Source organism: Paenibacillus sp. FSL R10-2771, from assembly GCF_038000205.1.
GTDB lineage: Bacteria > Bacillota > Bacilli > Paenibacillales > Paenibacillaceae > Paenibacillus_AQ > Paenibacillus_AQ phytohabitans.
This window is the reverse complement of record NZ_JBBOBM010000001.1, coordinates 4,770,572-4,796,068: the sequence shown is the minus strand read 5'-3', so window position 1 is coordinate 4,796,068 and position 25,497 is coordinate 4,770,572. Positions and strand designations below refer to the sequence as shown.

The window sequence follows — 25,497 nt, the reverse complement described above, 5'->3', positions numbered from 1 at the left end:
ACGGTTTCCGGCTAGTCGATCGGCTTCTCAGGACTCATACTTGAAGACAGCTCGTCCAGCGACAGCTCGAAGCCCGGAGCCATATGGGTAAGGAAATACTCCATCTCCGGCAGGGCGAGCCCGTGCAGCTTCGCAGCCGTCTGCTCCCGGGCGGCCGCGAATTCGCGGTTGCCTGCGGCGGTTTCCCAGACGCATTTCAGATAGGCGTCGAGCACATCCGCCGCCTTGACGTAGCGGAGCAGTCCGGCATCCTCGGAGCCGGGCGGGCTGTCCTGCGGCTGCAGGAGCGGCGCATAGACTGCGCTCAGCTCCGGCGGGATCATCGCCGCGAGGCGCTCAGCGGCGACCCGCTCCATCTCGCGGAAGCTGGACAGCAGCAGCGGGTTGTTATGCTTCACCGGCGTGGCGATGTCGCCGGTGAATACCTCGGTGGCGTCGTGGAACAACGCCATTGTGGATGCGCGGTCGGCGTTCAGCGACCGGCCGAAGTGGACATTGCCGATGGTGCACAGCATGTGCGCCAGCAGGGCCACCTGGAACGAATGCTGCGCCACGTTCTCCGGGGCGGTGCTGCGCATGAGGCTCCAGCGCTGGATATATTGCAGCCGGTAGAGATAGGCAGAGAAATGGTAGTTCAATTTTTAAGTAACCCCTTTCATGAGCGGCTTAATATGATATGATAATAACTAATTGTAACAGAGTTAGGGCAGCTTGAAACAGATGGAGAGGAGACTGAATGAAGATGCAGCATTTTGAAGACAGCATTTATAATCTGATCGTAGAGACCTCCACGAATTTGCCGGGTGATGTACGCCGGGCGGTCGCCAAAGGGCGTGCGCTGGAAGACAAGGCGACCCGCTCCGGACTGGCACTGACCACGATTGCCCAGAATATCGGCATGGCTGAGCTCCAGGTATCGCCGATCTGCCAGGATACAGGGATGCCGACTTTTATAATTCATACGCCGGTAGGCGTGAATCAGATAGAGATGAAGAAGGATATTCATAGCGCGATAATCCGGGCGACGAAGAACGGCAAGCTGCGGCCCAATTCCGTAGATTCCCTTACAGGTGAGAACAGCGGGGACAATCTGGGTGCAGGCACGCCGGTGATTCATTTCGAGCAGTGGGAAGAGGAAGGCATTGATGTAAGGCTCATTCTGAAGGGCGGCGGCTGCGAGAATAAGAATATTCAGTATAGTCTCCCGGCAGAGCTGGAGGGTCTGGGCAAAGCCGGACGTGATCTTGACGGCATCCGCAAATGTATTCTTCATTCGGTCTATCAGGCGCAGGGCCAGGGGTGCAGTGCAGGCTTCATTGGCGTAGGCATCGGCGGTGACCGTACAACGGGCTATGAGCTGGCCAAGAAGCAGCTGTTCCGCAAGGTCGAGGATGTGAATCCCACCCAAGATCTGGGCAAGCTGGAAGATTACATTATGGAGAATGCCAACAAGCTCGGGATCGGAACGATGGGCTTCGGCGGTGAAGTTACGCTGCTGGGCTGCAAAATCGGAGTGATGAACCGGCTGCCGGCGAGCTTCTTTGTCTCGGTGGCATATAATTGCTGGGCCTTCCGCCGTCAGGGGATACTGGTAAATCCGGCAACCGGGGACATTAAGGAATGGCTCTATGAGAGCGGCACAGGCATTTCTGTAGAAGGGGAAGAAGCCTTAGTGCAAGTAACTGAACCGGTAGCTGTCTCTGCTGCTGACGGCATTTCGCAGGGCATGATTCCAGAGGATGCAACGATTCCTGCGGCTCCGGCCATCTTGTCAGGAACTGGGGAAGCTGCTTCTGATGCTGCTATCCCGGGTAACGGCAAGGTAATCGAACCTGCTGCCGCAGGCTCCGCCGTATCGGGTGGTTCGCGCGAAATCCGCCTGACCACGCCGATCAGCGAGGAGGATATCCGCAGCCTGCGCGTTGGTGATGTAGTTATTCTCTCCGGCGAGATGCACACCGGCCGCGATGCCCTGCACAAATATCTGATGGATCACGACGCTCCCGTCGACTTGAACGGTGCTGTCATCTATCACTGTGGTCCGGTTATGCTGAAGGATGATGAGGGCTGGCATGTGAAGGCTGCCGGTCCGACCACCAGCATCCGCGAGGAGCCTTATCAAGGCGATATCATTAAGAAATTCGGCATCCGTGCAGTAATCGGCAAAGGCGGGATGGGCCCGAAAACGTTGAAGGCATTAGGCGAACACGGCGGCGTCTATCTCAACGCTATTGGCGGTGCAGCCCAGTATTATGCGGAATGCATCAAGAAGGTTAACGCGGTTGATTTCATGGAGTTCGGAATTCCGGAGGCCATGTGGCATCTGCAGGTAGACGGATTCGCCGCTATCGTCACCATGGATGCGCATGGCAACAGCCTGCATGCCGATGTGGAGAAGGATTCCGCGGCCAAGCTGGCCCAGTTCCGGGAGCCGGTATTTAAATAAACAGCTTAGCAATCTCCCTGTGACAGTGATTTGTTGGATGATATGAATAAAATAGTATATTTATTCAGTGATAGTGAGACCTCTTTCTGTTTGATGAAAGGGGTCTTTTTGCGGTGCGCCTCTAAATGAAATCGAAACCGGTGCCTGTCCGCGGAGGTGCATGCTGCCGGATGATGCTAAACGGGGGATTTTCTGCGTATTGCAGAATCGTTATCCTATATGGGATACGGGTTCTAAGGAAGATCAATTTATATGTCTTGACAGCGCATACAAGTCCATGTTAATTTTTAGTGGGGAAACCGGTTTCCCTGAAGTGAGTAAGATGAGGCTGTAGACGGTAGCTTGTTCTTTTTGGCAGAAAGTGTTGTGCATACGCATTTATGAGAGGGAGATGAAGAATGAAACGTAAACATTGGCTTATCCCCGTCCTTATCACATCCATGGTTCTTTCGATCACGATGAATTTATTTGTTCTGCCTCCAGTTAAGGCTGAAGCGGCCAGTATCGGTACGGTTACAGAGAATGACACGATTTATCAGATTATGGTTGACCGTTTCAATGACGGAGACTCCTCCAATAATGCAACAGGAGCCGCCATCCGCTATGGAGAGACCTCTGAAGAGGATTTCCGTTATATGAAGGGTGGAGACTGGCAGGGAGTTATCAATAAGCTCCCCTATATTCATAATATGGGCTATACGGCGATCTGGATCTCTCCGGTTGCCGAGCCGCAGATGACCAACCGCGAGAATAACGGGACAGGGAAGAACACAGCCTACCACGGCTACAATGTCAAAGATCCCAATGCGGCCAATCCTTATTTCGGTACAAAAGAGAAGCTGAAGGAGCTGGTAGATTCAGCGCATGCGCTCGGAATCAAGGTCATCATCGACGTTGTTCCGAACCATATCGGCGATTATATGCTGGGAACCCAGGCTTATTATGATATCCCGGCGTTGCAGCCGGTTGCCCCTTTCAATAATCCGGCCTGGTATCACCATAACGGGGATATCAACTGGTCGCTGGCAGACGGACGATATGATCAGTGGGCCCAGGATTATTTGGAGAATCACGATCTGGGCGGACTGGATGATATCGACTTCGATGTTCCTGCCGCCAAGCAGGCCATCTTCAGCTCGATTAAAGGCTGGTTTGATTATACAGGTGCAGATGGTGCCCGCGTTGATGCCGCCAAGCTGATGAAGCCGACGGATATCGGGGAGCTGCAGACGCTGCTGGGTGTGAACACCTTCGGAGAGAATTTTGACGGCAATGCCGAATTTGTCTCCCGCTGGGTTGGCAGCAGCAAGGAATGGGGGATGCTTGATTTCCCGCTGTTCTTCTCCGTGCTGAATAGCTTTGCTTACGGCCAATCCTTCGATTCCAATATTAAGAGTACACTGGCTCTCGATTCCTATTACAACGGCAATGCGAATCATATGGTTACCTTCATTGATAATCATGACCGCAACCGCTTCCTGACAGAGGCCGGAGGCAGTGTTGAGAAGCTGCAGAATGCCTTGTCCTTCATCTTCACTGTGCGCGGAACCCCGGTGGTGTTCCAGGGTACAGAACAGAATAAAGGCAACGGGAACGGCCAGATTATGACTGGCGGTATTGCTGATACGTGGAACCGCTGGTCTATGGTGAAGCGTGATGCAAGCGGCAACGTGGTGGAGAATTATTTCAATGAGAACGCCAGCACCTACAAGCATGTAGCCAAGCTTAACGAAATCCGCAAAAATAATCCTGCGCTGCGCACCGGCACCCAGCGTGAAATGTGGTCTGCCCAGAACCTGTACGCGTTCTCCCGCCGGATTGACAGCGGGACCAATGTGGGACAGGAAGTCATCTCCGCATTCAGTAACGCTTCGGGCGGATCGCAGACCGTTACGATTCCGCTGCGCGCCGAAAGTACTCTGACTGTGGGGACAGTACTGATTAACCAGTTGAATACCTCAGACACGGTAACCGTACAATCCGGCGGGGCAACCGGGAAGCAAATTACAGTCACACTCAGTGCGAACTCCGCCAAAATCTACTCCAAGACGCAGCCAATAGTTGATACCCAGGCGCCGTCTGTTCCGGCGAATGTAACAGCCACTGTGCAGAATGCCTCCAGTGCGCTTGTGACCTGGACGGCTTCCACCGATTATGTCGGGGTTACAGGTTACGAGATTTACCGCAATGGGGTCAAGATTGGGACCTCGGCAACTACCTCTTACACAGACAACGGCTTATCTGGCAGTACGAACTACTCGTATACGATAAAAGCGTATGACGCCGCCGCCAACCTCTCGGCATTCAGCGCGGCTGCACTGATCGTCACGCCTGCCGGAAATAGTGTGACGATCTATTACAAGCAGGGCTACACCACACCTTACATCCACTACCGCCCGGCTGCGGGAACCTGGACGACATCGCCGGGCGTAGCAATTCCTGCGGCTGAAGTGGCAGGTTACAACAAAATCACCATCAACATCGGTGCGGCCACCCAGCTGGAGGCCTGCTTCAATAACGGCAGCGGCACCTGGGACAGCAACGGCGGCAGCAATTATTTATTCGGTACCGGTACCTGGACGTATACTGGGGCCGGGAATATTCAGGCGGGCGGACCCGTTGCGCCGTCATCGATGCCAACGGCAACACCAACGGTGACGCCGACACCGACCGCGACACCAACGCCAACCGCAACACCAACGCCAACGCCAACGCCAACGCCAACCGCAACACCAACAGCTACACCGACGGTGGCACCGACCGCGACGCCAACAGCCACACCGACCGCGACACCAACGGTTACACCGACAGCAACCCCGGTGCCAACCGCCACTCCGGTAGGGAATACAGCGACGATCTACTACAAGAATACGGCCTATACCAACTCCTATATCCATTACAAGCTGGATGGGGCAAGCACCTGGACGACCTCGCCGGGCGTGCAGATGCAGGCATCCGCATTCAGCGGCTACAAAACGATTACCATCGAGCTCGGAACCGCGACCGGACTTACTGCAGCGTTCAATAACGGCAGCGGAACCTGGGACAGCAACGGCGGCAGCAATTATCACTTTGGCGCAGGCAGCTCAAGCCTTGTGGGGGGAAGTCTTACCACCGGAGAACCTCAGGCGGACAGCGTGACCTTCCGGGTCACTGTTCCGGCCACCACTCCAGCGAGCGGGCCTGTCTATCTGACCGGGTCGTTCAACAGCTGGAATGCGGCTGACCCCGCATATCTGCTGACCAAGGGCAGTGACGGAGTCTATTCCATCACCCTGAGCCTTCCGGCAGGGACAGCAGTGACGTATAAGCTGACGCGCGGCAGCTGGGCTACGGTAGAGACAGCATCCGGCGGAGCAGATATTGCGAACCGTGCGCTCACGCCGGCAGGCGGCGCACAGACCGTCACGCTGACCGTGCAGCGCTGGAAGGATCAATAGGGAATGACAGGGGGCAAAGGATGAATTCCGGCGCCCCCGTTCTTTTGAATAAGCTGATGTGGTTGAAGAGAGAGGAGCTGGTTGCTGATGAAGAAATCCAAGTATTGGCGCAAAATCACAGCCCTGCTGCTGGGCATGCTTCTGATTGTTCCGGCAACAGTCACCAATGTCTCGGCAGATATTGCCGCTACGCATGTGTACCATAACCATATGCCGAATTTCTGGGCGTACTATGATTTGAACTCCTATAACGCTGCCCCGGCAGGAAGTCCGATCCGCTATACGTATGATGGTGAAGTCATCCAGTTGAAGCAGAACCCTCCTGCGGGATATACCTATTATTTGCCGAACGGTTCCCCGATGCCGCATGATGATCTGGTCTCCTATTATTCACATCACGCGAAGACAGGAGCCTATCTAACCTGGCCCTGGAGCGTGGCTAACACGCTGCACAGCAATTATCCCCAGGCGCAGATGCATGTTACAATGTCCGGCTCGGTTGTAAATAACGTGAACAGTATTATTCAGCAGGGTAATGTAAGCGGATACAATAATCCGGCTTGGGGTACTCCCTGGAAGAACGCCGTCGATCAGCTCAAAACAACAAACGGCAGCAACATGCTCGATCTGATCCATTTCTCCGGGCATCACTCTATGGGTCCGCTGGTCGGCAACGACTATTTGCTCAAGGATATGATCTATCATGGAGCCACATTGGCTCAGCCTTATTTTCTCGGAAGCAGCTACAAGTCCTCTAAGGGATTTTTCCCGACAGAGCTGGGTTTCTCTGAACGGATAATTCCCGTCCTGCAAAAGCTCGGCATTCAGTGGTCCGTAATCGGCAACAACCATTTCTCCCGTACGCTTAAGGACTATCCGCTGCTGAACAGTCCCGGCACGGATACGATGGTCTCACCGCCCAACCGCAGTGATCTGCAGAATGTCAGCACCGTAGGCTCCTGGGTGAATGAACCGATGTTCAACGAACAGCAGGTTGTCTATAACAAGTATCCTTTTGCCTCTACAGCCCATTGGGTCCGTTATGTGGACCCGGCAACCGGGGCAGAATCCAAAGTGGTCGGCGTTCCGGTTGCACAGGCGCAGTCATGGGAAGAAGGGTATCTGGGTCAGGTAAAAGCAGATGTGCTTAAGCCGTATGAGAATCTGGTCGCGCAGAAGCAGATTTTTGTGGTCGCGCATGACGGGGATAATTCTTCGGGCCGGGCAGGTTCCGAGGAGACCTGGCGCAATGCCGGGAATGTGACCTATGCCAGCAGCGGTGTTACCGGTATGGGAATTGACGAGTATCTGCGCAATAATACACCAGCCGCCTCCGATGTAGTCCATGTTCAGGACGGCTCATGGATTGATACCCGGGATTCCTCCTCCGATCCGACCTGGTACCACTGGCATCTGCCGTTCGGCATCTGGAAAGGCCAGTTTGCCAGCTTCAATCAGGTGAACGGCACCTCTTATGCGCCGAAGAAGAATCTGTCCGGTGTCGAAGAAGGCATGACCGTATCCTTCGAGAAGGGGTACCACTATCTGGAGCGTAACTTCGCCCTGCTGCAGGCTTCCCTGAATTATGCCAAGACAGCCGAGCAGATCTGGCTGGATGAGCATCCGAATTACTGGAAGCCGGTCAATCCGATTGACCGCGAGGTGACTTACGAGGGCAATCAGCTTAACCCTTGGATGATCTCTTATCCGGTCAAAGGGAACACCGCAAGCGATTATGCCGGCGGCGCCAATCCGGCTGAATTAGCCTGGTATTTCCTGCTCCCGGCGATGGACTCCGGCTTCGGGTATTACGATGAGAATGTGGATGACAGCGTGAAGCCGGCACTGTCCTTCAATCAATCGCTGTATTTCTCCAAGCCTTATGTTACGCAAAAGCTGGCCAAAGACAAAACCGGCCCCTCCGTATGGTGGCCGCAGCGTTACCCGTACAATCCGGGCAGCGCGAATGTCAGCAAGGCGGAGGGCTGGACGCTGCAGCATTTCAATAATGTGTTCTCCATTTATACCTACGCCTTCGACACCAGCGGTATCAGCGATATCAAGGTGAAGGTCCGGGCACACCGCGACAAGACGGCAGATGCTGCGGACAATACTTTTAAGGTCTATGACCCGGCGGGTCTGGCCGCAGCAGGAATATCCAATATTGACCCTGCCAAGGTTGGTGCCTGGACGGAATACCCGATGACGGTCCGCGACCTCAGCACCGATATCAACGGGGTCGACTGGCAGCCAAGCAGCAAGGCCATCATGCAGAAGGTTCCGGCTACGGACATCGGCAATCTGTATTTCAGTTATATCTCGGATTATCGTGACCAGCTGGTGGACTACTATATTGAAGCCACAGACGCTAAGGGTAATGTAACGAAAAGCGATATCCAGCAGGTCTATGTCGGAGCCGGCAAATACACATTGGCAAACGGAAAATATACCGAGAGCATGCAGGGAACCGTTGAGGGAACGCATCCGTTTATTACCGATGTGCCTGCAGTTCCGGACACGGAAGCCCCGTCTGTGCCGGCTAATCTTCAGGCAGCTGTGGTCAATGCCTCCTCGGCCTTGCTGACATGGAATGCAGCTACCGATAATATTCGTGTGACAGGGTACGAGGTCTACCGCGATGGCATTAAGATCGGTACATCACCGTCTGCTTCTTATACAGACAGCGGCTTGTCCTCCTCTACGACATATGAATACAAGGTCAAAGCGTATGACGCTTCGGGCAATCTGTCCGGACTGAGTGCAGCAGCAGTGGCCACAACTCCGGCGGGGAATAATGTGACGATCTATTACAAGAAGGGCTACACCACACCGTACATTCACTACCGTCCGGCTGCGGGCACCTGGACGACGGCGCCGGGCGTAGCGATTCCTGCGGCTGAAGTGGCAGGCTATAACAAAATCACGATAAATATCGGTGCAGCCACCCAGCTTGAAGCCTGCTTCAATAACGGCAGCGGTACCTGGGACAGCAACGGCGGCAGCAATTATCTGTTCGGCACCGGCATCTGGACCTATACCCCTACCGGGCAAATCCAGGCGGGCGCTCCGGCTGTTCCGACGGCCACGCCGACCGCGACACCGACAGTGGCGCCAACGGCCACGCCGACAGTTGTGCCAACGGCTACGCCTACAGTGGCGCCAACGGCTACGCCTACAGCGGTGCCAACGGCTACGCCTACAGTGGCGCCAACGGCTACGCCGACAGTGGCACCGACGGCTACGCCTACAGCGGCACCGACGGCTACGCCGACAGCGGCACCGACGGCTACGCCGACCGCGACTCCGGTGCCAACTGCCACGCCGGTGGGCAATACGGCCACGATCTATTACAAGAATTCGTCCTACAGCAATTCCTATATTCATTACAAGCTGGATGGGGCAACAGTCTGGACGACCTCACCTGGGGTGCAGATGCAGGCATCCGCATTCAGCGGTTACAAGGCGATTACCATCCAGCTCGGAACCGCAACAGGCCTTACTGCAGCTTTTAATAACGGCAGCGGAACCTGGGATAATAACGGCGGCAGCAATTATCACTTTAATGTTGGCAGCTCGAGTCTGACCGGCGGAAGTCTTAGCACCGGAGAGCCGCAGGCAGACAGCATAACCTTCAGGGTGACCGTTCCGGGTTCTACACCAGCATCCGGGCCAGTCTATCTACCGGGGTCTTTCAACAGCTGGAATGCAGCAGATCCGGCGTACTTGCTGACTAAAGGCAGCGATGGTGTATACTCCATCACCGTGAGCCTTCCGGCAGGAACAGCAGTGACGTATAAGCTGACGCGCGGTAGCTGGGCTTCGGTAGAGACAGCATCCGGCGGGGCGGATATTGCGAACAGGTCGCTAACTCCGGCGGGCGGTGCACAGACCGTCACGCTGACCGTTCAGCGCTGGAAGGATCAGTAATGGACGCATTCCGTGCTTACACCAAAAGTTGGTTCATCTATTTATTAGAAGCGAAATGATCTCTCCTAACTACACTTTAGTTAACAATCCCACAAGTTGCCAGTAATCGCTGGTGGGATTAGCGCAATAATTCATTTCTCTCTTCACACCTGATTAGTTACCGGCAGAATTGAGACTCTGAAGAAGCTCTGCAGGCATAATTGTTGTACGTTTTACAACTTTGATCCCTAGGTATCTGGATGTGCGGAAGGATTGTTGTACGAAATACAACAATCCTCCCGTTAAACCTCTTGTAAAAGAGAAAATGCTGCATTTGGTACAACAATTTTGAATTTGGGCCAATATAATGAAGAAAATGTTGTATTTTATGCAGGATTTTATAAAAACCTTTCTGGTCTGAGCTACAATAAGCGGTTGCATCGGTATTTGTTGCTGATTAATAACAGTTAAAGGAAGAATATTGATCTATAGACTATAATGTGTGTTAAAAGAATCGCTCCTTTTAAATGGTGTGTGGTCCAGCCATTTAAAAGGGGCGATTTCTTGTCTTCTATTATTTTATGGGGGGATTAAGGATTGGAGGGTTGATGGTTGATGGTTGAGGATTGGAGGATTGGAGGGTTGGAGGGTTGGAGGGTTGGAGGGTTGGAGGGTTGGAGGGTTGGAGGGTTGGAGGGTTGGAGGGTTGGAGGGTTAAGGGTTGAGGGTTGAGGGTTGAGGGTTGAGGGTTGAGGTGTTGAGGTGTTGAGGTGTTGAGGTGTTGAGGTGTTGAGGCTGAAGCATTCAAGGGTCTACAGGTTTGCCGTAACTTCCCCCTCTTAAACAGCGGAGCGGACGGACTGATTGTGGAGAAGCGATAGCGTTCGCCTTTGTTCACGGATTTTCACCGCTAAGGAGAATAAATAAAATCCGGGAACAACAGCGATCGGAACAACGGTCCGTTTGCGGAGCGTCCACAGCAAGTTCTAACGTTGCTCCTACTCCGATCGGAGGAGCGTCCACAGCGAGTTCTAACGTTGCTCCTACTCCGATCAGAACAACGGTCCGTTTGCGGAGCGTCCATCCAAGTGCTAAAGCAGCTTTTACTCCAAGACTATAATATCTGTTCATGCAACCCATTTTACACTCCGTTGATAATCGCCGCCGGATCTGGTATTTTGCCGAAAATGGAGGTAGGATGTTCACAAGGACACAATGATAAGAAAGAGGACTACTACTGATGAAACCGTTCCGCGTTCGGCTTACATTCATACTCATGGCCCTGATCGGGATATCCATGACCGGGGCTGGCATTACTATGGCCCAGCTGTTTAAGGACTCACATATTTCCGTACTGGAAGAAAACATGTCCCGGGAAATAAATCTGCTCTCCGGCACGTTTACGTTCAAGGATATGCACAGTCCGGACGCCATGGATTACTATACAGACCAGGCCCGGACGATATCCACACTGACAGGATCGCGCATCACCTTCATTACGAAGGAAGGCCGGGTGATTGGCGATTCGGAGCGCAATCCGCTGGAAATGGACAACCACTCTACCCGGGAAGAGGAGCTGCTCGCCGCGAAAGAAGGGATTGGCCGGGCAATCCGCTACAGTGATACGCTGGACCGCGAAATGCTCTATGTAGCTGGTGCGGTAGTCTCTGACCAGGGCTTCGACGGATATATCCGGCTCTCCATGGGACTGGATGCAGTGACGGAAGGACTGAACCGGGCGTGGATGATTATGGCTGGGGGACTCGTGCTGCTGTTTATTGCGGCCACTTTTGTGAGCTATAAGGTAGCCTCCAGCATGACCTCGCCACTTGAGCAGATTACCAGAGTCGCGCGGCGTATCACCGATCTGGATTACGATGCCCGTGTGCCGATGAAGCGCAAGGACGAGATCGGCCAGCTGGCAACAGCGATCAACGCGATGGCAGACAGTCTGCAGGCCCAATTGAAGACCATCCGCGACAACGAGGATCTGCTGCAAAGCGTACTCGATAATATGACCGGCGGGATCGTGATGATTAACGCCGAAGGGGAGATTGCCCTGCTCAACCGTGCGGCAGAACGGCTCCTTGATGTGAAGAACAGCGAGATGACCGGGCATTCCTACAAAGAAATCAAACATCATTATGAGCTGACCCGGCTGATTGAAGAAGGCGTATCCCGTAATGAACCGGTCCATGAAGAGCGTATTATCTATAATCCGGTGGAGCGGATTGTACGCCTGGACGGAGTGCCGATGATTCAGGACGGCTCCACCCGGGGAATGCTGTTCCTGCTGCAGGAGGTGACGGAAATCCGCCGTCTGGAGAAAATGCGCAGCGAATTCGTCGCGAATGTCTCCCATGAGCTGAAGACACCGGTAGCTGCGGTAAAAGGCTTCGCCGAAACCCTGCTCGGCGGAGGCGTTACGGATGAGAAGACCGCACGTTCGTTCCTGCAGATTATTTATGATGAGAACGAACGGCTCAACCGCCTGATTGGAGATATTCTGGAATTGTCCAAAATCGAATCCAAACGCGTCCAGCTGGACTGCTCGCCGGTTCATTTGATCGAGTTCTTCGATTCTGTGCTGGAAACACTCAGCAAGGTGGCGGAGAAAAAGAAGATCACCTTGAGCTCGGATGTACCTGCGGAGCTGTTTATCGAGGGGGATGAAGACAAGCTGCGCCAGATCTTCATGAATCTGCTCTCGAATGCGATTAACTACACGCAGGACGGGGGAAATGTAAGGGTAACCGTAGCCAACGTTCAAAAGGCAGACGGAACGGAGAGTGTGCGCTTTACCGTGAGCGATACGGGCATGGGGATTCCGCGCAAGGATCTGCCGCGGATCTTCGAGCGCTTCTACCGGGTGGACAAAGCCCGCTCCAGAAGCTCCGGCGGAACCGGCCTGGGCTTGTCCATCGTGAAGCATCTGGTAGAGCTGCACAGAGGATCAATTACAGTAGAGAGCGATCTGGGCATCGGCAGCTCTTTTATCCTGGAACTTCCGCTGCTGCAGGAAGAGAACGAGTAACCTGCAAGCAACGATTCAATTCTGGCAGGACATCCTTCTTTAGCCCGTGGATAGGGCGTATGTCCTGATTTGATTGTATGCTGGCAAAGGGGTAATATTAAATTCGTAATTTTACACCAAGTTAACATTGTGGTGCTATGATGTGCATGTGTGCAGTTTTGTAAATTTAATAACCTATGAAAAGACGGGGGAACCTATGGCACAACGATTGCTTGTCATTGAAGACGAACCGACACTGGCCCGGCTGCTGTCTTATAATTTGACACAGGAAGGCTATGAAGTGACGGTGGAGGATCATGGAACGGCAGGATATGACCGTGCGACTAGAGAACCTTTTGATTTGATCGTACTGGATCTTATGCTGCCCGGCATGAACGGCATTGACATTCTGGATAAATTGCGTGGACAGGGCATACGTACACCGGTCATTGTACTGACGGCCAAGAATGCCGAAGAAGATGTAGTCCGGGGCCTGAAATCGGGGGCCGACGATTACATAACCAAGCCGTTTGGCGTCTCCGAATTACTGGCCCGTGTCAGCGCGGTCCTGCGCCGGATATCCGGTCTTGCCGAGGAAGCCCCACCGGAAACGGCGGTATCTGCTTCGACCATTATCCTGGGACAGCTGGAAATCTACCCGGAACGTTATGAAGTCTCTCTGGGCGGACAGAGCATTAATCTGCGTCCCAAGGAGTTTGAAGTCCTGCTGTATCTGGCCCGGAAGCCGGGTGTGGTTCTGACGCGTGATGATCTGATGAATGCGGTCTGGGGTTTTGATTATATCGGCGGCCAGCGTACTGTAGACGTTCATGTCAGCTCGCTGCGCAAGAAGCTTGAGCTTGATCCTGAATCCGTGCATATTGATTCCATCCGCGGGGTCGGCTATAAGCTGGTCGTGAACAAGAAGAGAACACCAGTCATTTGATATGGCGGTGTTCTTTTTCAGATACACCTGTCCTGCTGAATTTTGATTTTACACAGCGTTAACAATTCTCTGGAGCTCTATTTACACTGAAAGCTTATCATGGGGAACGAAGATGATGAGAAGGAGACAACAGAAACTAATGAAATCCATCATTGACATAGAGAAACTTGATCTCTACTATGAGTCATTTCACGCGCTGAAGAATGTGGATCTGCAAATTCCGGAGAAACAGGTTACCGCTTTTATCGGTCCTTCCGGCTGCGGAAAGTCCACGCTGCTGCGTACCCTAAACCGAATGAACGACATGATTCCCGGAACGCGTATTGAAGGAACAGTAAACATCGGCGGTAAAAATATTTACAGCGACGAGATTGAAGTGGAAAGTCTGCGCAAGCAGGTAGGTATGGTGTTCCAGCAGCCCAATCCTTTTCCCAAGTCGATTTATGACAATGTAGCTTATGGTCCGCGCCTCCATGGGGTGAAGGGCAAAGCCGAGCTTGATGTCATTGTGGAGCAAAGCCTGCGCCAATCCGCACTCTGGGAGGAAGTGAAGGATTTCCTCAAAAAGTCTGCACTCAGCTTGTCCGGTGGCCAGCAGCAGCGTCTCTGCATCGCCAGAGCCCTTGCCGTACAGCCGGATATTCTGCTGATGGACGAGGCCACCTCCGCACTTGATCCGGTGTCCACGCTGAAGATTGAGGAGCTGGTACAGGAGCTGCGGGATAAGTATACGATTGTAATGGTCACGCATAATATGCATCAGGCCGCCCGGGTGTCGGGGCGCACCGTATTTTTCCTGAACGGCGTTATCGTGGAGGCTCAGGATACGGAACTGCTGTTCTCGAATCCCAAAGACTCCCGCACTGAAGATTATATATCCGGACGCTTCGGTTAAACGGCAGAGGAATCCGTTCCCGGAAGGAAATCAGCGGTATAAGCTGAACTTAAGAATGCTTTACGGCGTATTCTTAAGTTCACTCTATATGACCATATGTTTTTGAGGAGGATCGTTTTCAATATGATTCGCAGAAAAGAATTCGATAAAGATCTGGAAGAGCTGCGTAGTCTGCTGGAGCAGATGGGCGAGCATGTTACGGATGCGCTGGAAGGTGCAGTACTTGCTTTGCAGAATCTGGACACCGTACGGGCACAGGAAATTGTTAAGAACGATTTACGGCTGAATGCGATGGAAGACCGGATTATGGAGATCGGCTCACGGCTGATCATCACCCAGCAGCCGGTAGCCAAGGATCTGCGCCGCATCATTGTAGCCTTCAAAATCTCCAGTGACCTCGAACGTATGGGCGATCTGGCACTGGATGTGGCTAAGGTAACGATGCGGATCCAAGGGCAGCAGCTGATTAAACCGCTTGTGGATATTCCGCGGATGGCCGAGATTGTTACGGTAATGATCTCAGAGGCAATTCAGTCCTATCTGGATGAGAATACGGATCTGGCCTACAAAATGGCCCAGGACGACGATCAGGTCGACGGGCTGTACAGTGCAATGATTAATGAACTGTACACTTACATGGTTCAGAAGCCCGAGTCGGTTAATCAAGCTATGCTGCTTACGCTGGTTGGCCGCTATATTGAGCGTATCGCGGATCATGCGACCAACATTGGCGAGAGCGTAGTTTATCTTGTAACGGGCAAACGTCCGGATCTGAATCAATAAAAGCATCAGGCACGACAGCAAGCCTTCATCCCCGGAGGCTTGCCTTTTTTGTTTTAAAGCGCTGTCTGATTGGAAATCCTGCTTAGGATGCCATAAGCTGCAGACCCCGCGTGAATCCGGCGGGCTTCATGAATAGGCTTCACTAAAATCAATCATCCTTATGTTTCAACTTGGTGCGGGGCATATGGTACTATATAAGAAGTAAGCAAGATAAAGGCGAGGTGCTAGAGTGGACAAGCTGATACTGATTGATGGAAATAATATCATTTACCGGGCGTTTTTCGCGATGCCGCCGCTGACGAATACAGCAGGACAGCAGACGAATGCGGTGTACGGTTTCACGACGATGCTTCTGCGTTTGATTGAAGAGCATAAGCCGAGTCATATGATTGTGGCCTTCGACGCCGGGAAGATTACCTTCCGGCATGAAGGGTATGAAGACTATAAAGGCGGACGCCAAAAGACCCCGCCGGAATTGTCCGAACAGTTCCCGCTGCTGAAGGAATTGCTGCAGGGATTAGGGGTGCCGCAGTTTGAGATCGGCGGCTATGAAGCTGACGATATTATCGGCACCATCTCCCGCGAGGCGGATGCCGCAGGGCGGCAGGTAATGATTGTGTCCGGGGATAAGGACATGCTGCAGCTGGCGTCAGAGCATACAACCGTCGCGCTGGTCCGTAAGGGCGTTACGGAAGTAGAGCTGTACGGGCCGCAGCAGATCCGGGACAAATATGATCTTACCCCGGAGCAGATCATCGATCTGAAAGGGCTGATGGGCGATGCCAGTGACAATATTCCCGGTGTGCCGGGAGTAGGGGAGAAGACAGCGCTCAAGCTGCTCCAGCAGTTCGGATCAGTAGAAGGGGTACTGGCCGGAACCGGTGAGCTGAAGGGCAAAATGAAGGAAAAGCTGGAGGAGCATGCTGACAGCGCCATCATGAGCAAGAAGCTGGCGACGATCTACCGCGAAGTTCCGCTGGCGCATGCCTGGGAGGATATGGTCTTCAGCGGTATCAATACGGATACGGCTGGTCCTGCACTCGCTAAGCTCGAATTCAAATCCCTGCTCGAACGCCTGTCACTGAGCGCTTATTCGCATGCGGCCGATGGCAGCAGTTCAGATCCAGCAGCGGTGGAAGCAGCAGCGCTTAATATCACTATAGTGGATGAAGCCGGATTGGCTGACCTGATTGCTGCGCTGCCGGGCATTTCGGCGCTGCATGTGGAATCGAATGGTGAGAATCCGCACCGTGCAGAGGTCATTGGTCTCGGGCTGTCTTCGCCGGATCAGCACTACTTCGTGCCGTTTGCCCTGCTGAAGAGCGCCGCTGCGGCGCCGCTGCGGGACTGGCTCGGCGATGACAAAGCGCCGAAGAGCGGGTATGACCTGCACCGTGCCGATCTGGCGCTGCATTGGCAGGGGATTGCTTTTGCCGGAGCTGCTAATGATGTCCAGCTTGCCGCATATCTGCTCGACCCGACGGAAGCGAACCAGAATCTGAATGACCTCACGAGCAAATACGGACTGCCCCGCTTATCGCCTGATGAAGATGTATTCGGCAAAGGGGCCAAATATAGAATACCGGAGCTTGAGATTCTCGGAAATCACGTAGCCCGCAAGAGCGCAACCGTGCTCGGCATCGTGCAGAAGCAGCAGGAGGAGCTGGAAGAGACCGCGATGACCGGACTGTTTCAGGATCTGGAAATGCCGCTCTCGCGGATTCTTGCCGATATGGAGAAGCAGGGTATTGCGGTTAACAAAGATGACCTCATAGAGCTCGGCAAAGAATTCGAAGCACAAATCTCCAGGCTGGTTGGAGAAATCTATTCGATCTGCGGAACAGAATTCAATCTCAATTCACCGAAGCAGCTGGGGGAAATCCTGTTCGTGAAGCTCGGCCTGCCTGTCGTCAAGAAGACGAAGACCGGGTATTCCACCGATGCCGAGGTACTGGAGAAGCTGGCTCCTTACCATGACGCTGTGCGCCTGATCCTGCAATACCGTTCCATTGCCAAGCTGCAATCCACCTATGTGGAAGGCCTGCTGAAGGAAATCTCGCCGGAGACCGGCAAGGTCCATACTTTCTACCGGCAGACGATTGCCGCAACGGGACGTCTCAGCAGCCAGTTCCCGAACCTGCAGAATATTCCGATCCGGCTGGAAGAAGGCCGCAAGATCCGTAAGGTGTTCGTGCCTTCCGAACCCGGCTGGTCGATTCTGGCGGCGGATTACTCGCAGATTGAGCTGCGGGTGCTGGCACATATCTCCGGCGATGAGCGGATGAAGGAAGCTTTTGTAGAAGACATGGATATTCACACGAAGACCGCGATGGACGTATTCGGCGTTACAGCCGATATGGTGGACAGCAATATGCGCCGTTCTGCCAAGGCGGTTAACTTCGGGATTGTGTATGGCATCAGTGATTATGGCCTGTCACAGAACCTGAACATTCCGCGCAAGGAAGCGGCCCAGTTCATTGAACAGTATTTCGAAGTGTTCAAGGGTGTCCGCCGCTATATGGATGATATCGTGGTCGAGGCACGCAAGCAGGGGTATGTGACCACCTTGCTGGAGCGCCGACGCTATCTGCCGGAGATCAATGCGAAGAACTTCAATCTGCGTTCTTTCGCCGAACGTACCGCCATGAATACGCCGATCCAGGGAACGGCTGCCGATATTATCAAGCTGGCAATGGTTCACATGGACAAGGCCCTGTACGAGCGCGGGCTGAAGAGCCGCATGCTGCTGCAGGTGCACGATGAGCTTGTGTTCGAGGTGCCGGAAGATGAACTGGAGCAGATGAAGCAGTTGCTGCCGGAGGTTATGGCCGGAGCGCTGAAGCTGTCCGTTCCCTTGAAGGCAGAGGTAAGTTTTGGCAGTAACTGGTATGAAGCGAAATAGGCTCCCCGCATCCGCTGGATATCCGGTATAATGGAGTGGAGGTGAGCCATTATGCCGGAACTGCCGGAAGTCGAAACAGTCAGAAGAACACTTAATGATTTAATTACAGGCAAGCAGATAGAGCATGTCACCGTCCGGCTGCCGCGGATTATTCAGCGGCCGGATGATATTCAGGCTTTTGCCCATATGCTGGCAGGCCATAGCGTAGTAACGGTTGAGCGCAGAGGCAAGTTCCTGCGGTTCGTCTTCGATGGACTTGTGATGGTCTCCCATCTGCGGATGGAGGGCCGTTACGGTGTTTACCGGGAGGGCGAGCCGCTGGACAAGCATACTCATGTGATTTTCCATTTCACCGATGGTACGGAGCTGCGTTATACCGATGTGCGCCAGTTCGGAACGATGCATCTGTTCCAGCCGGGTGAGGATCTGCTGCTGAAGCCGCTGAATAAGCTGGGACAGGAACCGCTGGATGCAGAGTTCACCCTGGAGCGTTTCAAGCAGATTGTCTCGAAGAGAAGCACCAAAATTAAGCCGCTGCTGCTGAATCAGGAATATATTGTCGGTATCGGCAATATTTATGTGGATGAATCCCTGCACCGTGCCGGTATTCATCCGGAAGAAACCGCAAACTCTCTCTCGGAGGACCATCTGGCCAGGCTGCATCATGCGATCGTTGCAACCTTGACAGAGGCGGTGAATGCGGGAGGCTCCTCAGTGAAGTCGTATGTCAACGGCCAGGGGGAAAGCGGGAATTACCAGGATCAGCACCGCATATACGGACGCAAGGATCAGCCTTGCGCTACCTGCGGAACGTTAATTGAGAAAAGTGTTGTCGGCGGCCGGGGCACGCATTATTGTCCGAGCTGCCAGCCTGTACCGGTGCAGATAAGGTAAGCATTCAGCCGGGCGTATGAAATGGATTTATAAGGAAATTATAAGCGGTGTTGTCCATGCTCCATCAAAAGGCAGGCACTCACTGCCCGTCCCGCCCATATAATGTGTGAAGATTGCTGATTAAGGCGAACGGAACCCGGCTGACAAGGCCGCCAGGTTCCGGTTCTTCACGGGAGGGATTGCGGGTGCTGAGCCCATTGTTGTCATTGCTGCTGCTTGCGTTTGCTCTTAGTTTGGACGGATTTGGTGTAGGCATTACATATGGACTGCGTAAAATGAAAATTCCTTTGCTCTCAATTATGATTATCTCGCTCTGTTCGGGGGTAGTCATTTGTGTGTCTATGCAGGTCGGCGTGCTGCTGGCCAAGGTGGTCTCACCGCATGCCGCTTCCAGTATCGGAGCGGTTATTCTCGTCTTGATGGGCTGCTGGTCGCTGTTCCAGATGCTGACACAGAAAGAGAAGGAGCAGGGGGAAGCAGGGCTGGGAGCCGGAGACGGGTTGCCAGACCGGCAAGCCTTGCTGGAGACGGCTGCTGCCGCTGCGATTGAGGCAGAGGCAGAGGTGCTGAAGCCGGCTGTATTCTCACTGGAGCTCCGGCATCTGGGAGTAGTCATTCAGATCCTCCGCACCCCGTCTTCCGCCGATATGGATGCTTCCGGGAGTATTTCCTCCATGGAAGCTATGGTCCTGGGCATTGCGCTCTCGCTGGATGCCTTCGGCGCTGGTCTCGGTGCTGCGCTGCTCGGGTTCAGCCCGGTGTCGACCTCGCTGATGATCGCTGTGTTCAGTGGAACATTTCTGCTATTGGGGATGAAGACAGGGCTAAGATTGTCAGGCAGCTACTGGATGAAGCATGCGGCTGTTCTGCCGGCGTTATTATTGATTGCAATGGGTATAATGAAGCTATTATGAGGTGAGTACATGATTATGGGCTTAACCGGAGGGATTGCTTCCGGAAAAAGCACCGTGTCCGCACTGTTTGTCGCTAAGGGAGCTGCTCTGGTGGATGCCGACGTCATCGCCAGAGAGGTTATGCTCCCCGGACATCCGGTGCTGGCCGCTGCTGTACAGGCTTTTGGAGAGACGATTCTGCAGCCGGACGGAACACTGGACCGGGCGAGGCTGGGGGAGATGGTTTTCCGGGATCCGGAAGCACTTCAGACCTTGAACAATCTGACACATCCGGCGATCCGCACAGAAATTAAGGACCGTATGTATGCGTTAGATCAGGAAGATCCGCAACGGCTGGTTATTGTGGATATTCCGCTGCTCTATGAATCACAGCTGGACAATTTATTCGATCAGATTATTGTGGTATATGTGCCCCGCAGAGTCCAACTGGCCAGGCTCATGGCGCGGAACGGAATGACGCTGGAACAAGCCGAGAACCGGCTGAAGTCGCAAATGGACATCGAACTGAAGCGCAGGAAAGCCGACTATGTGATCGACAACAGCGGTGATCCCGGAGCTACGGAGCGGCAGGTTGCCGGCCTGTGGGACAGGCTGGGCCTCTCATGATGAAGTGGCTGCGCAAAAAAAGAGTACTGCTGCTGCTGTTTATCGGCTTTACAGCGATCCTGTTCCTGGGCACCAATTGGATGTCGTGGTTTTATCCGATACATTATAAAGATGAGATCCGCAAACACAGCCTTACTTATGAGATGGACCCGTTCCTGGTGGCGTCAATTATCCGCGTTGAGACCAATTTCAAGACCGGACGCGAATCCAAAAAGGGTGCACTCGGACTGATGCAGCTGATGCCGGATACCGCCAAGTGGGCGCTGGAAAAGGCCAAGCTTCCCGATGTGTCTCTTGAGCGGCTAAAAGAAGAGCCATCCTCCAATATCGAACTGGGCACCTGGTATTTGTCTACGCTTTCGCGGCAGTTTGACGGCAACCGGACAGCGGTTATAGCCGCCTATAATGCCGGACCCGGCAAAGTACAGAGCTGGCTGGATGAAGGCCGGTGGGACGGAACAGAAGCGTCTGTGAAGGATATCCCGTTCGGCGAGACCCGTCATTATGTACAGCGCGTCATTTATTATTATGACCAATACACGGAGCTCTACAGTGAATTCTGAGGCTCTGCTTTAAATATTGCATTTGTGCCGACATAAAAAGAAGCATCAAACGGCCCGGAGGCCGTTCAATACTTCTTTAGGCAAGCTTATGGAGACAGGTTATTTGTATTGACCTGCCAATTGCTGTTCAGCCAGGGTTACAAGACGTTTAGTGATGTAACCACCGATCGAACCGTTTTCGTAAGAAGTTTTATTGCCTTGGTATCCATCTGGGGAGAGGGTGATACCTAGTTCTTGGGCAACTTCGAATTTCAGTTGTTCCAAGGCACCGCGTGAATTTGGAGCTACCAGGTTATTGGAGCTGTTGTTTTGGCTCATTGCTGTTCACCTCCTATCGGTTGGTAACTGTATTATGTGCCGGACTTGCCATATTCATAACAACAAATAAACGGTGATTTCTGGAAATTAACATATCCCCGTGTAGCCTGGGTTTTCAGGAGCGGGGCATACCCATTCTTACTATGAGGAAGTGATGAAGCTTATGAAATGCCCTTACTGTGATCACACCAATACCAAAGTGCTTGACTCCCGTCCAGCCAATGAGAATAAGTCAATCCGCCGCAGGCGCGAATGCGAACTGTGCAGCCGCCGCTTCACCACCTTCGAAATGATTGAAGAGACCCCGCTGATTGTCATCAAAAAAGACGGCAGCCGCGAAGAGTTCAGCCGTGACAAAATCCTCCGTGGCCTCATCCGCGCCTGTGAGAAACGTCCCGTTTCTGTAGAGCGTCTGGAAGTCATCGTATCCGAGGTTGAGAAAAGCCTGCGCGGCATCGCCCTGGCCGAGATCGAGAGCCGCCAGATCGGCGAGCTGGTCATGGAGCAGCTCTATCCTGTAGACGAGGTAGCTTACGTCCGCTTCGCGTCCGTGTACCGTCAGTTCAAGGACATCAACATGTTTATGAAGGAACTGAAGGGACTGCTCTCTAAGGGGACTGAGGAGCTGGACGGGCTGTAGGAGGCTTTGTGAAGAGGTAATGTGCCATTCCTGGCATAAAGGGGCTAGCCTTGATATTGTGAGGCTGGCCTCTGTGTGAAGCGCCTCTGCATAGAAATTAATTAATTTTGTAAAAGTGTTGACACTGATGCTGAATTTCTGTATTATATAGAAGTCGCCTACGAAACATAACAACTTGAAAGCGATTTGAACGAACCGCTCAAAATGGATTTCAGAATACATAATGTGATTCGAAATCAAGCGTATGGGGAATTAGCTCAGCTGGGAGAGCGCATCGCTGGCAGCGATGAGGTCAGGGGTTCGAGCCCCCTATTCTCCACCATACTACGGACTCTTAGCTCAGTTGGTAGAGCAGTAGACTCTTAATCTATTTGTCCAGGGTTCGAGCCCCTGAGAGTCCATCCTAAAGAAACGGCAGAGATGCCGTTTTTTTGTTGTCTTCATTATAACGTATAAAAAATTTGTAGACGGTAATCATATACTTTGTATTCGTCTACACATTAAACTCAGTTTGGCGTATAAATAGAAATAGGTCTTTATGTTGTAAAATTTTTATTGGGGGTATGTTCGTATGGCTAATGAATTGAATCAGGTGGCAATTGCAAAAGTGAAATCATGGATGGCTGCGAACGACAAGTCCATTCAGTGGCTTGCTGATCAAATTGAGGTAAGCAAAGCATTGATGGGGCATATTCTGAGCGGTGAGCGTCAATTCCTGCCCAAGCGTATGGTGCAAGTTGCCGGTGTGATGGAAATTACCATAGAAGAATTGTTAACTCCTGAACAAGTGGAGAAGAAGGAATATACCCTAAGTTTAAGGGGGAAAGCGGATTCGCGGATTGCTAAACGGCATTTGAATATTCTACTGAATGCTATTCAGAATAGCCGTCAACTGGAAAAGGAACATGTGAAGGTGGAAAGGTAATGTCTTCCATAAAACAACAGTCTGAACAGATGGGTGAAAATTTTGCATATGAGGTGCTTACTGAACAAATTGGAGCGCTAACCTTTATTGGCTCGGGAGTCGAAGAGAAATTGCGGGAGCACGCACCCGTTATTTATCAGAATATCCCGGACCCTCTTTTTTTTGGTGCTACAGTAGGTTTTGACGATGATAAATATGTGATGCTTAATACATACCAGCCTTTGAGAACCCGTTATTATACCGCTGCTCATGAGCTTTGGCATGTTATGAATTTTGAACATTTATTACCCGAACAGTTGGATACGGAACGGGCTGCAGATCGATTTGCGGCAGCTCTGATGATGCCTCGGCAGATTATTCGCCTGTTGTGGCCGAAGCTTAAGAAGACATTAAAAGAGTCGAAGGCTGTTTTGGTGATTGCAGATATGGCGGCTGTTCCTTATGAGGCCGTTGCCAGACGCGTGAATGAATTAGAGCTACCTATCACAAAAGAATTGTTAAAACTGACGGATGCGGAGTGGAAAGAGCAGCGCAGCAAATTTACTTTGCCAGCCAGTCCGTTTGATGATGCTTATACCGAGGAGTCTTTTGAAAGATATACCAATGTTGTCTCATCTGTTCTGGGGCATGGTAAACTCTCTTTATTGGAGGCAGCGAACCTCTTGGCACATATCGCTCCCGAGCAAGCCAGGGAATATCAAGAGGCCGCATTAACGCTAATGGTGACTGCTGAAGCGTCAGAGGATAAGAAAGAATGACGAGCCGTAAAGGAAAAGTGTTTATTGATGCCAATATTATAAATTTCGCCGTGACTTACCAAAAAAGTGACATACTGGGCTGGCTGGATGAACTATACGATACATTATACATTCATTCTGAGGTATTGGCCGAAATATTAATCGGGTCCAATAAAAAGATTGAATTTATTGATAGATGAATAATTTGATTCGAATTACTGAGGTCCCTCAAAAGAACGGCAGAGATGCCGTTCTTTTGCTATCTCCATAGCTAAATCCACTACGAGGAAATTCAAACAATTATCTTCCTAAAGGCTCTAGCAAAGGACAATTGAAGGGTGATGATATAACGACACAAAGAAACTTCTACTAGGCCTTTATCGAAAAACAAAACGACTGACAAATGGGGAAAGCCGCAAAACCTCTCTAACGTTCCTGTATCATTAATAATAAGTGGCATGAATTGCTTCAAGTAGTAATTGATGAAGAAAAAGCTGGGAATTCAGCAATCCTATGTACAAGGGGGACATGCGATACGGTAATGGAACGGGCTCAGCAAATCCGTGAAGCACCAAATCCCGTTAACAGCAAGAAAGAAGAAAATCAATATGTGCTCAATACGACCAAAAGTAAAATGCTTCTGATTGGTATAATCGGCTATGGGTATTGTGGTCATACGCTAACCACGACTTATAATAAGAAATCTTATCTGAAAGCAGACGGCACACTGGCCAATGGAGCTCAGTCAAATATAGATGCTGGGCACAAGGAGCTTTTCTTTGGTCTGTAGAATCAGTGGATTCAATACATCTGAAGTAAACTCACTTTCACCCATAAGTACCTTGATGACCTCTTCCTTGAATTTCTCCAACAGCTTGTTCACCTTGGACAATTCGGTCTGTGCTGCTCGTAAAGCAGCCATTTCCTGTTCGATATCCCCCTTTATTAGATCCTTGATTTCATTGGCCAGATCATAGCCTTCCAGCCGGTCCAGATAAGTGTAAACTTCATCCAGGGTTTGTCCCGGATATTTCACTTTATGCTGAGCCTTGCCACAGACCAAGGTTGCCAAGGCAGAAGTCGAACTAAAGACCAGGGAGATCCTCCAGAAAGAAGTAGAGTCTCTTCAGAAGCATATTCCAGTATGGCGTAACGTATTAAGAATGCTTCCATCCCGAAAAAGAAAATGATGCTCAGCACCATCATTGAGCGAGTCACCGTCTTCCGGGACACAATCAAGCATTCTTTCAAGCTGGATATTGGATCTTTCCTGAGTACGGCAGGGGTAAACTATAACGGTGCTGAACTGTTTCAAGAAGGGATCATATGAGAAATAAAGTATTGACATATGAAACCGATTTTCTGAAAAAAGTGGTAATGATCGACTATCGATTAATTTGATGATTTGTTAATAAAGTAGGTCTTTATTATGGAGAAATAGGTCTTCCGAATTACGGGAGACTTATTTTTATACCAAAACTATCCATTCCTATGATATAGTAGAGAGTATCTAGGCGTATATTAGTAATTTTAGGAGAAGGATCATATTTAATGTCGATAAATGCTCTT

Annotated in this window: 19 protein-coding genes and 2 tRNA genes; 18 read left to right on the top strand and 3 right to left on the bottom strand. The window is 51.9% G+C overall.

Translation table 11 applies throughout. From position 1 onward, the window contains the following. Window positions 1-11: 11 nt before the first annotated feature. Window positions 12-638 carry a 5'-deoxynucleotidase gene (yfbR, locus tag NSU14_RS20635; protein WP_081969912.1) on the bottom strand — a complete coding sequence of 209 codons (627 nt, stop codon included), beginning with the start codon at window positions 636-638 and terminating at the stop codon, window positions 12-14. Between the two features lie 104 nt (window positions 639-742). Between yfbR and NSU14_RS20630 the strand changes: the two genes are divergently transcribed. The 12 genes from NSU14_RS20630 (at window position 743) to NSU14_RS20575 (ending at window position 21,308) form a co-directional block, all read left to right on the top strand. Further along, on the top strand, window positions 743-2,446 hold the full coding sequence (locus NSU14_RS20630) for a fumarate hydratase (RefSeq protein ID WP_340947169.1): 1,704 nt from the start codon (window positions 743-745) through the stop codon (window positions 2,444-2,446). Window positions 2,447-2,844: 398 nt separating this feature from the next. Further along, the gene (locus NSU14_RS20625) at window positions 2,845-5,886 is read left to right on the top strand and encodes a carbohydrate binding domain-containing protein (protein WP_340947167.1); all 3,042 of its coding nucleotides are present in this window, start codon (window positions 2,845-2,847) and stop codon (window positions 5,884-5,886) included. Window positions 5,887-5,973: 87 nt separating this feature from the next. Further along, on the top strand, window positions 5,974-9,813 hold the full coding sequence (locus NSU14_RS20620; RefSeq protein WP_340947165.1) for a carbohydrate binding domain-containing protein: 3,840 nt from the start codon (window positions 5,974-5,976) through the stop codon (window positions 9,811-9,813). A gap of 1,219 nt (window positions 9,814-11,032) precedes the next feature. Continuing rightward, the gene (gene pnpS, locus NSU14_RS20615; RefSeq protein WP_042135439.1) at window positions 11,033-12,826 is read left to right on the top strand and encodes a two-component system histidine kinase PnpS; all 1,794 of its coding nucleotides are present in this window, start codon (window positions 11,033-11,035) and stop codon (window positions 12,824-12,826) included. A 196-nt stretch (window positions 12,827-13,022) separates the two neighbouring features. Further along, the gene (locus tag NSU14_RS20610) at window positions 13,023-13,751 is read left to right on the top strand and encodes a response regulator transcription factor (RefSeq protein ID WP_039304977.1); all 729 of its coding nucleotides are present in this window, start codon (window positions 13,023-13,025) and stop codon (window positions 13,749-13,751) included. A gap of 139 nt (window positions 13,752-13,890) precedes the next feature. Continuing rightward, complete coding sequence (pstB, locus tag NSU14_RS20605; RefSeq protein ID WP_039304980.1) at window positions 13,891-14,646, top strand: phosphate ABC transporter ATP-binding protein PstB; 756 nt, start codon at window positions 13,891-13,893, stop codon at window positions 14,644-14,646. Between the two features lie 123 nt (window positions 14,647-14,769). After that, window positions 14,770-15,429: a phosphate signaling complex protein PhoU gene (gene phoU, locus NSU14_RS20600; RefSeq protein ID WP_042211754.1), complete on the top strand. Its 660-nt coding sequence runs from the start codon at window positions 14,770-14,772 to the stop codon at window positions 15,427-15,429. Window positions 15,430-15,658: 229 nt separating this feature from the next. Then, entirely contained in the window at window positions 15,659-18,331 is a 2,673-nt protein-coding gene (polA, locus tag NSU14_RS20595) for a DNA polymerase I (protein ID WP_042135442.1), read from the top strand. A gap of 51 nt (window positions 18,332-18,382) precedes the next feature. Then, window positions 18,383-19,225 (top strand): DNA-formamidopyrimidine glycosylase, encoded by an 843-nt coding sequence (gene mutM, locus NSU14_RS20590; RefSeq protein WP_340947160.1) that lies wholly within the window; start codon window positions 18,383-18,385, stop codon window positions 19,223-19,225. 185 nt (window positions 19,226-19,410) lie between these two features. Then, entirely contained in the window at window positions 19,411-20,139 is a 729-nt protein-coding gene (locus NSU14_RS20585) for a manganese efflux pump (protein ID WP_042135446.1), read from the top strand. Between the two features lie 9 nt (window positions 20,140-20,148). Then, window positions 20,149-20,745: a dephospho-CoA kinase gene (gene coaE / locus NSU14_RS20580; RefSeq protein ID WP_042135448.1), complete on the top strand. Its 597-nt coding sequence runs from the start codon at window positions 20,149-20,151 to the stop codon at window positions 20,743-20,745. Then, window positions 20,745-21,308 carry a lytic transglycosylase domain-containing protein gene (locus NSU14_RS20575; protein ID WP_042140956.1) on the top strand — a complete coding sequence of 188 codons (564 nt, stop codon included), beginning with the start codon at window positions 20,745-20,747 and terminating at the stop codon, window positions 21,306-21,308. Before coaE ends, NSU14_RS20575 begins: the two co-directional genes overlap by 1 nt. Before the next feature lie 99 nt (window positions 21,309-21,407). Here NSU14_RS20575 and NSU14_RS20570 read toward each other — a convergent pair whose 3' ends face one another. Further along, window positions 21,408-21,626: an alpha/beta-type small acid-soluble spore protein gene (locus tag NSU14_RS20570; protein ID WP_039305013.1), complete on the bottom strand. Its 219-nt coding sequence runs from the start codon at window positions 21,624-21,626 to the stop codon at window positions 21,408-21,410. A 163-nt stretch (window positions 21,627-21,789) separates the two neighbouring features. On the opposite strand from NSU14_RS20570, the gene nrdR reads away from it, so the two are divergent. The 6 genes from nrdR (at window position 21,790) to NSU14_RS20540 (ending at window position 24,718) form a co-directional block, all read left to right on the top strand. After that, window positions 21,790-22,266, top strand: coding sequence for a transcriptional regulator NrdR (gene nrdR / locus NSU14_RS20565; RefSeq protein ID WP_039305242.1), 477 nt, complete (start codon window positions 21,790-21,792; stop codon window positions 22,264-22,266). Window positions 22,267-22,512: 246 nt separating this feature from the next. Beyond that, window positions 22,513-22,588, top strand: a tRNA-Ala gene (locus NSU14_RS20560). Window positions 22,589-22,594: 6 nt separating this feature from the next. Then, a tRNA-Lys gene (locus NSU14_RS20555) sits at window positions 22,595-22,667 on the top strand. A 170-nt stretch (window positions 22,668-22,837) separates the two neighbouring features. Further along, window positions 22,838-23,191 (top strand): XRE family transcriptional regulator, encoded by a 354-nt coding sequence (locus tag NSU14_RS20550; RefSeq protein ID WP_340947155.1) that lies wholly within the window; start codon window positions 22,838-22,840, stop codon window positions 23,189-23,191. After that, on the top strand, window positions 23,191-23,949 hold the full coding sequence (locus NSU14_RS20545; RefSeq protein ID WP_340947153.1) for an ImmA/IrrE family metallo-endopeptidase: 759 nt from the start codon (window positions 23,191-23,193) through the stop codon (window positions 23,947-23,949). The genes NSU14_RS20550 and NSU14_RS20545 overlap by 1 nt, the downstream gene beginning before the upstream one ends. A gap of 442 nt (window positions 23,950-24,391) precedes the next feature. After that, window positions 24,392-24,718, top strand: coding sequence for a hypothetical protein (locus tag NSU14_RS20540; RefSeq protein ID WP_340947151.1), 327 nt, complete (start codon window positions 24,392-24,394; stop codon window positions 24,716-24,718). Here the strand turns inward: NSU14_RS20540 and NSU14_RS20535 are convergent. Further along, window positions 24,674-25,000: a hypothetical protein gene (locus tag NSU14_RS20535; protein WP_340947149.1), complete on the bottom strand. Its 327-nt coding sequence runs from the start codon at window positions 24,998-25,000 to the stop codon at window positions 24,674-24,676. The genes NSU14_RS20540 and NSU14_RS20535 overlap by 45 nt on opposite strands. Between the last annotated feature and the right edge of the window lie 497 nt (window positions 25,001-25,497).

Coding starts and splice junctions, on each gene's coding strand:
- coaE (WP_042135448.1), top strand. CDS start 20,149: ATGATTATGGGCTTAACCGGAGGGATTGCTTCCGGAAAAAGCACCGTG.
- nrdR (WP_039305242.1), top strand. CDS start 21,790: ATGAAATGCCCTTACTGTGATCACACCAATACCAAAGTGCTTGACTCC.
- NSU14_RS20570 (WP_039305013.1), bottom strand. CDS start 21,626: ATGAGCCAAAACAACAGCTCCAATAACCTGGTAGCTCCAAATTCACGC.
- NSU14_RS20575 (WP_042140956.1), top strand. CDS start 20,745: ATGAAGTGGCTGCGCAAAAAAAGAGTACTGCTGCTGCTGTTTATCGGC.
- NSU14_RS20630 (WP_340947169.1), top strand. CDS start 743: ATGCAGCATTTTGAAGACAGCATTTATAATCTGATCGTAGAGACCTCC.
- pstB (WP_039304980.1), top strand. CDS start 13,891: ATGAAATCCATCATTGACATAGAGAAACTTGATCTCTACTATGAGTCA.
- mutM (WP_340947160.1), top strand. CDS start 18,383: ATGCCGGAACTGCCGGAAGTCGAAACAGTCAGAAGAACACTTAATGAT.
- phoU (WP_042211754.1), top strand. CDS start 14,770: ATGATTCGCAGAAAAGAATTCGATAAAGATCTGGAAGAGCTGCGTAGT.
- NSU14_RS20610 (WP_039304977.1), top strand. CDS start 13,023: ATGGCACAACGATTGCTTGTCATTGAAGACGAACCGACACTGGCCCGG.
- NSU14_RS20545 (WP_340947153.1), top strand. CDS start 23,191: ATGTCTTCCATAAAACAACAGTCTGAACAGATGGGTGAAAATTTTGCA.
- NSU14_RS20550 (WP_340947155.1), top strand. CDS start 22,838: ATGGCTAATGAATTGAATCAGGTGGCAATTGCAAAAGTGAAATCATGG.
- NSU14_RS20620 (WP_340947165.1), top strand. CDS start 5,974: ATGAAGAAATCCAAGTATTGGCGCAAAATCACAGCCCTGCTGCTGGGC.
- pnpS (WP_042135439.1), top strand. CDS start 11,033: ATGAAACCGTTCCGCGTTCGGCTTACATTCATACTCATGGCCCTGATC.
- NSU14_RS20625 (WP_340947167.1), top strand. CDS start 2,845: ATGAAACGTAAACATTGGCTTATCCCCGTCCTTATCACATCCATGGTT.